Raw genomic sequence first — 5,834 nt, forward strand, 5'->3', positions numbered from 1 at the left:
ACATATTTTTTCAGATTAGTTTCTGCTATTAATGAATTACAAGTAATGTTTGCTACGAAAATTTTTGTCATTTTATTTATTATTAAGGTTTATATTAAATTTTACCGCCTCAGTTTCGGTTCTGCCAAACTGAGGCATAACTACTCTATAACATCAAATATATACAACTTTTCCTTACCCGCAGGAATTTTCAGCAAGTTTTTTCTGAGGTTTTGAGTCGTAACTAATCGTGAATAGGACTACACTCGTTCTGCCCCTGATAGTAGCGGCAACCCCGCGAGCAGGGCGCCTATTTTTTATGGAAGTAGCAAAGCGACCGGAGGAAGCTCTTGGTACGACCTAATAAAAAAAGGCGCGCAAAGGTGGGTTATAGCGTATGGCAGGATTAGGCCTTACAAAAATTAATGAGACGGCAAAAGTTCAACCTCGGCATTTGGGTTAAAAAGGTACAAGCGACCGGAACTAATTTCTAGGCACTCATAGCGCTTGGTACGAACGGCGATTTTTTTAAATACTTTTCCGTTTTTGATTCTGAATACGCTGCCGTACGGAATCTCGAATACGTAGTTTTTATCGTTTTGCTGATCGAATTGCTTTAAGGCAAGTGACAAAGTAGCATCGGTATCGCTACTGGCGCTGGGGTTTCTAAAATGCCTAGCGAGCAAGGGCAATAATTGGTTGGGGAAAATTTCGGGACGTATGTAAGGCACCATCAGTTGCTGAAAGGTGTGTTTCCATTCGTGCCCATGGGGCTTGATATTGCGACCGTACTTTTCGAAAGCGACTAGATGCGCAATTTCGTGTATGAGGGTAATGAGGAATCGGTATTTATTGAGGCTTCCGTTTACGGTTATTTCGTGCTTGCCACTGAGCCCTTTTCTATAATCGCCATGACGAGTTGAACGTTCATTTACAATTTTTAAATGGACGCCGTGTGTCACAATCAGCTCAAAAGCGGGCTTGACTGCGTGATCAGGAAGAAATTTAGCTAGGGTATCGCTCAAGATGGTTGTTTAAGGATTTGTAGAAGACACTTGCAATACTTTTCCGTTGAAATAAGCATTTCCAGTTAGGGTGAAATCATAAATATACTGCGCCATTCCTTCGGCTGAAATTGGTGCTTGGTATCCTGGGAAAGCTTCTTCGAGCATCTCGGTTTGTACCGATCCTAAGGCCAAAACATTGAAGGCAATGCCTTGCTCTTTGTACTCCTCGGCTAGTAATTCAGACAAGGTGATAACAGCGCCTTTACTTGAACTGTAAGCGGCTAAGCCCGGAAATTTCAAGCTTCCTTGAATGCCTCCCATAGAACTAATGGTTACCACATGGCTTCCCTTGGGTAAAAACGGAATGCAAACTCTGGTTAAGTTCGCTACTCCAAAGACGTTTACTTTGTATACATTTTCAAAATCGGTTTGGGTAAGCTCCGTAAACGGTTTATTGACTAAACTTCCTGCGTTATGTACGATGACATCTACGGTTTTCCAACTGCTGGTGATAAATTTTTCTACCGCTTGCACGTCGGCCTCAATGGCTAAATCGACTGATAGGCAACTGATGTTGGCATGCTCTAAAAGTGCTTTGGGTGTTTTTCTAGAAATAGCAAGTACTTGATGACCTGCATTTGCAAATTTTAAGGCCAACTCAAAACCTATTCCCCTACTCGTTCCGGTAACTATAATGTTTTTCATACCACAAAAATAAGCAAAATCATTAAAAATACCGTCATGAAAAAGAGTTGGTTTAGGAAAAGGAAAAGGGTTCTTTTTTTCTGTTTTTTTTTAGTACTATTACAATCTAAAGTCGAAGCTTATGAACACAGTCACCTTGCCTACAATTGCCTATAAAATTGCTGACGCAACTCATATTCCAGGCATACTCGCTTTGCAAGAATTGTACTTGGTTGATAATTTATCTCAAGAGGAAAAACAAGCGGGCTTTGTGACAACCCGGTTTTCAACGGACCAATTGACTACCATTATTGAGCAGCGTGGTTTATTTATAGGTCTTGATCAGGATCAAATCGTTGCTTATATTTTTGCTGGAGACTGGGAATACTACCGCCAATGGCCCATTTTTGAACACATGATTACCTATTTCCCGACTTTAGAATTCAAAAACTTTGCAATCAACACCACTCAAAGTTTTCAGTACGGTCCCATATGCATTCATGCTGCTTATCGGGGTCAGGGATTGATTGTTCCGTTTTTTGAATTTATGAGAAAGGAGATGGTGAAACGATTTCCGTTAGGATTGACTTTTATCAATCAGGCAAATCTCCCGTCTCTTCGAGCTCATACAGCAAAATTACAGTGGACGGTTATAGGTGCATTTAAATACAACAACAATCAGTACCGTATTCTGGCTTATGACATGAGCGAAAGTGTGGTAGGCGGCTAACCCAAAACTTTACAATACCTATGTTAACAGGTACTTTTTTACCACTTTATACAGTTGGAATAAGGCCAAGAGAACAAAAATCGATGGAACAACAACAGGCATTAAGTAGCTAGTGAGTCCAGTCGTGTTTTTTGAAATAGCCTGCAGAATAGTAACAAAGGCAATCATTCCTGAAAAAGTACCAACGATAGTTCCTACCAAGTAGCACATTTTTAAGCGCAGGTTCGCCACCCTGATATAATTATTGTTTAACAAATACAGGTTCCAAGCGGTCCAAAAGGGAAGTTGCAAGAAATTCAGACTGCTTAATAGCACACCCATTAAAAAAGGACTGTAAGCAATATAGGCATTAATATAACCTTTTTCGATAGTGGATTTTTGCGAATGAGCGTAAAATGAATAGGCTAAAAACAGTAGAAAGAAGATGCCTAAAACATCGATTACCTTCATTAATTTAGTGTTCTGAACTAGTGTACGAGCAAAAATTAAAGTGCAATAAATTACAACTGCTTCAATGATTACCACACCTAATAAATACAAAAGCAAACTCTCTAAACCGAGACTATTATACGTTTCAAAACCAACAATATTTAAATACCCCAAAGGCATGGAGCCAACAAAACTTACTATAAAACCAACTATACTGTTTTTTAGTAGTTTCATTTTTTAAATATTTGTGATTTTACTGCTTTGTTGTATGTGCAATTTATACTCTCGTATTCCATCTTTATGCTGTAAGTACGCCACACCATTTTTATGATTGATCACACTAATTTCATACATGTAAGTGATGTGCCTCATTAGTTCCTTCCATGCAAAAAACAACGAATGCTTGGGGTCGTAAATGTGCGTTGGTTCGCTACCGGCACCATTTAATTCAACAATTGAAAAGTTTTTCCCTTGTTCTAAATCAGCAAAGCTGTCATACATTATATCGAGTCTTCCAAAATAAAAACCATCAATTTGCAAACAGATGGTATTCATCATCGCTTCTAATTTGGGTGTAATCCAATGACTACCATCTATAAATTTAGCACCTCTGGCATGATTGCCATAAGGTACCAAGTTTAACTTTTGGCCTTGAGCCAAAACGGTATTTAACATGGAGCCATACTCTCTTTCTAAGGAAGGGAGTTGCATTTCGAATCGAGGATTGAGTCGCACTAATTGCTCAACTGTCAGCACTCCATCGCCTTCAACTATCAAAAACTCTTTGGAAACTATTCCGGTAATCTTGCCCGCCTTTTGATTTGGATAGCGAACATAAAAAATGCCAACTTCATTTGTATATGGAATCAAATTTTGAATTACATAGTCAAAATTTGCCTTGGCAGCATAGGTTTCCAAATCAGTACTATTCTCTATTTTTTTGACGCCTGAACCTCGTAATCCTATGTCGGGCTTTGCAATAAAAGGATACTTTATACCTGCATCAATCGCTACTTTTTGAACTGCTGTCGCGGCAATGCCTTCCTTGATAAGTTCAGTTTTAGGATAAAATTGGGGCGGAATTAAATCATATATTTCCTTTTTAGATTCCATCATAAAACCGCCATTGGTGATGGATGGATTGGCAGCATTAAAAAAGAAAAGGGATTTTGCTTTTACTGCATAGTACAGCCATAAAAAATAAACAGGAATATAAACCACTTGAAATGGCCAATATTCCCAATGCAAAATTTTATGGATTGCTAACCTAATTTTTCTAAACACTATCACTTTGTACTTTTTTTTCAATTACAATTGATGAAGCACACTCTTGTTCCGCTATTAAATCAAAGTACCGTAAATCTAAGGCACTATCCTTTAGAACAGCTTGCGTAATACTCAATGTTTTTAATGCATTATTCCGGTTGATAATTAAGCCGTTCTCGCTGTCTTCGACATCAGTATACCTGTGAAATTGGTACATTGCTTGTGCATCAACGAACTCATTTTTTTGCAAAAAGGAATAAAACAACTGCTCTCTTTCTTTTCGAATTGCGGCACTGTATAGAGGCGATGAGGACCAAATGTGTTTTTTATTGGAATCTAAAACTAATTTTTCTTTTTCAAGTCCGTCCCAACGCAATTGATACAGCACCTCTTTTTCAAATAAAACAATAGTAAAGGGTTCTATCTTTTCTAATAAAATACCGTCCCATTCGAGTATAGGTGACAAGGCACTAATTAATTCAAGGACTATTAGACCTCTGCTTTTTCTATAAGGAGGATTAATGATATGCTTTTCACGTGCTCCATTTAAAAGAACGAGTACAGTGCCGTCATTGTCTACAACATACCAGGTACCTCCAGCTTGAGGATCCTTGGGGTACATTATTTTTTTACCGGCTAGCGCATAGACTAAAGGTGGCTCAGCACTTGGCCTAAGAACACGCTCGTCCCTGTTTGAGGTGAGAATTACCGTATGGTTTGTTTTAACGAAGCTTACTGTGCACATGTCTTTTTATAGTCGATTGTAGAACGTGCAACACCAAAATCAGCAGCTACGGAAACCGTATCACTTTGCAAAACTGCCACTTTAATCAAGGCTTGATGATGGATGCAGTGTTCTAAATTATAAAGAAGTTCTCTATGATAATTGCTATCTATTCGAATTTCTTCCCCATCTAAATAGTGTACGATGGCTATTTTTTTATTTTCTTTATCTAAAGTCTGCTGAATGGCATGAATTTGACTGATTGCAAATGCCGTATCCGTTTCAATACTTTTATTTCGTTTTCGATTATCGTAGTTTACAATACCCAAATCATAATTTGCTTCTAAACATTGAAACATTTCAATTATATGTCTTGTGTGTTCTCCAATGGAGGAATTACTTAAAAAAGTACAAGGAGTCGCATATTCAGTATCTTCTAGTTCTTCGAGCAAACCTTTTAATTGGTTCAAACTACTTATTATGGAGGGTACAAGCATAGTAAATTTCGGTTATGGTGAAGCTGTAGCATTTTAAACTACGTAAGAAAATAAACAACAAATAAAGTCAAATTAAATGAATTTAATCACTTCTGCTTCGTGTCACGATGCTAATTTTATGTTAAACAAAACAAAGACAGTTGGAACAGTAGTACTAAAAAACGAAAATAGATCTAAAAGTAAACTGAGGTATTTAAAAAAATAACTGCTTTTCACTCTTACTAAATGCCTTTTTTAAAACTCTAAAACAGCCTGTTTATTGTATGATCTTTATCCAATTAGTATCTGCTTTTTTGTTTAAATCCGCTTGGTTTTTGTTCCACGTTTTTAAAGTATTGTTTAAAAACGAATTGTAAAAAAGGTATAATTTTCCGTTTACAATTTTAAAAGTTGTGGGATTTATGGCTACTTTATCCCCTGTTTCACCCATCGCGTAAGCGCACCAGCCACCATATTGTGGCTCGTATGCCAAAGGATTTTTGATAAAAGCTTGTTTGTTACTTTCACTAGAAAAATAA

8 protein-coding genes are annotated in these 5,834 nt (G+C 37.4%); 1 reads left to right on the forward strand and 7 read right to left on the reverse strand.

Annotated features, from left to right (window positions below):
- Positions 1-401 precede the first annotated feature (401 nt).
- Together P8M54_RS06070 and P8M54_RS06075 are read right to left on the reverse strand one after the other, a co-directional pair.
- Positions 402-1,004 carry a SprT-like domain-containing protein gene (locus P8M54_RS06070; protein ID WP_300286271.1) on the reverse strand — a complete coding sequence of 201 codons (603 nt, stop codon included), beginning with the start codon at positions 1,002-1,004 and terminating at the stop codon, positions 402-404.
- A 9-nt stretch (positions 1,005-1,013) separates the two neighbouring features.
- The gene (locus tag P8M54_RS06075) at positions 1,014-1,691 is read right to left on the reverse strand and encodes an SDR family oxidoreductase (RefSeq protein ID WP_300286273.1); all 678 of its coding nucleotides are present in this window, start codon (positions 1,689-1,691) and stop codon (positions 1,014-1,016) included.
- Positions 1,692-1,812: 121 nt separating this feature from the next.
- Between P8M54_RS06075 and P8M54_RS06080 the strand changes: the two genes are divergently transcribed.
- Positions 1,813-2,400, forward strand: a complete 588-nt coding sequence (locus P8M54_RS06080; RefSeq protein WP_300286275.1) for a GNAT family acetyltransferase — start codon at positions 1,813-1,815, stop codon at positions 2,398-2,400.
- 18 nt (positions 2,401-2,418) lie between these two features.
- Here the strand turns inward: P8M54_RS06080 and P8M54_RS06085 are convergent, their stop codons facing one another.
- The 5 genes from P8M54_RS06085 to P8M54_RS06105 form a co-directional block, all read right to left on the reverse strand.
- A complete protein-coding gene (locus tag P8M54_RS06085; RefSeq protein WP_300286277.1) occupies positions 2,419-3,063 on the reverse strand; it encodes a LysE family transporter in 645 nt (214 codons plus the stop codon).
- Positions 3,064-3,066: 3 nt separating this feature from the next.
- On the reverse strand, positions 3,067-4,119 hold the full coding sequence (locus P8M54_RS06090; protein WP_300286279.1) for a D-alanine--D-alanine ligase: 1,053 nt from the start codon (positions 4,117-4,119) through the stop codon (positions 3,067-3,069).
- Positions 4,106-4,840, reverse strand: a complete 735-nt coding sequence (locus P8M54_RS06095) for an NRDE family protein (protein WP_300286281.1) — start codon at positions 4,838-4,840, stop codon at positions 4,106-4,108. Before P8M54_RS06095 ends, P8M54_RS06090 begins: the two co-directional genes overlap by 14 nt.
- The gene (locus tag P8M54_RS06100; RefSeq protein WP_300286284.1) at positions 4,828-5,316 is read right to left on the reverse strand and encodes a DinB family protein; all 489 of its coding nucleotides are present in this window, start codon (positions 5,314-5,316) and stop codon (positions 4,828-4,830) included. Before P8M54_RS06100 ends, P8M54_RS06095 begins: the two co-directional genes overlap by 13 nt.
- A 256-nt stretch (positions 5,317-5,572) precedes the next feature.
- The coding region (locus tag P8M54_RS06105; protein ID WP_300286286.1) for a YHS domain-containing (seleno)protein at positions 5,573-5,834 on the reverse strand (262 nt) is incomplete at its 5' end.

Source organism: Flavobacterium sp. (genome assembly GCF_029242675.1).
Lineage (GTDB): Bacteria > Bacteroidota > Bacteroidia > Flavobacteriales > Flavobacteriaceae > Flavobacterium.

Coding starts and splice junctions, on each gene's coding strand:
- P8M54_RS06075 (WP_300286273.1), bottom strand. CDS start 1,691: ATGAAAAACATTATAGTTACCGGAACGAGTAGGGGAATAGGTTTTGAG.
- P8M54_RS06080 (WP_300286275.1), top strand. CDS start 1,813: ATGAACACAGTCACCTTGCCTACAATTGCCTATAAAATTGCTGACGCA.
- P8M54_RS06085 (WP_300286277.1), bottom strand. CDS start 3,063: ATGAAACTACTAAAAAACAGTATAGTTGGTTTTATAGTAAGTTTTGTT.
- P8M54_RS06095 (WP_300286281.1), bottom strand. CDS start 4,840: ATGTGCACAGTAAGCTTCGTTAAAACAAACCATACGGTAATTCTCACC.
- P8M54_RS06100 (WP_300286284.1), bottom strand. CDS start 5,316: ATGCTTGTACCCTCCATAATAAGTAGTTTGAACCAATTAAAAGGTTTG.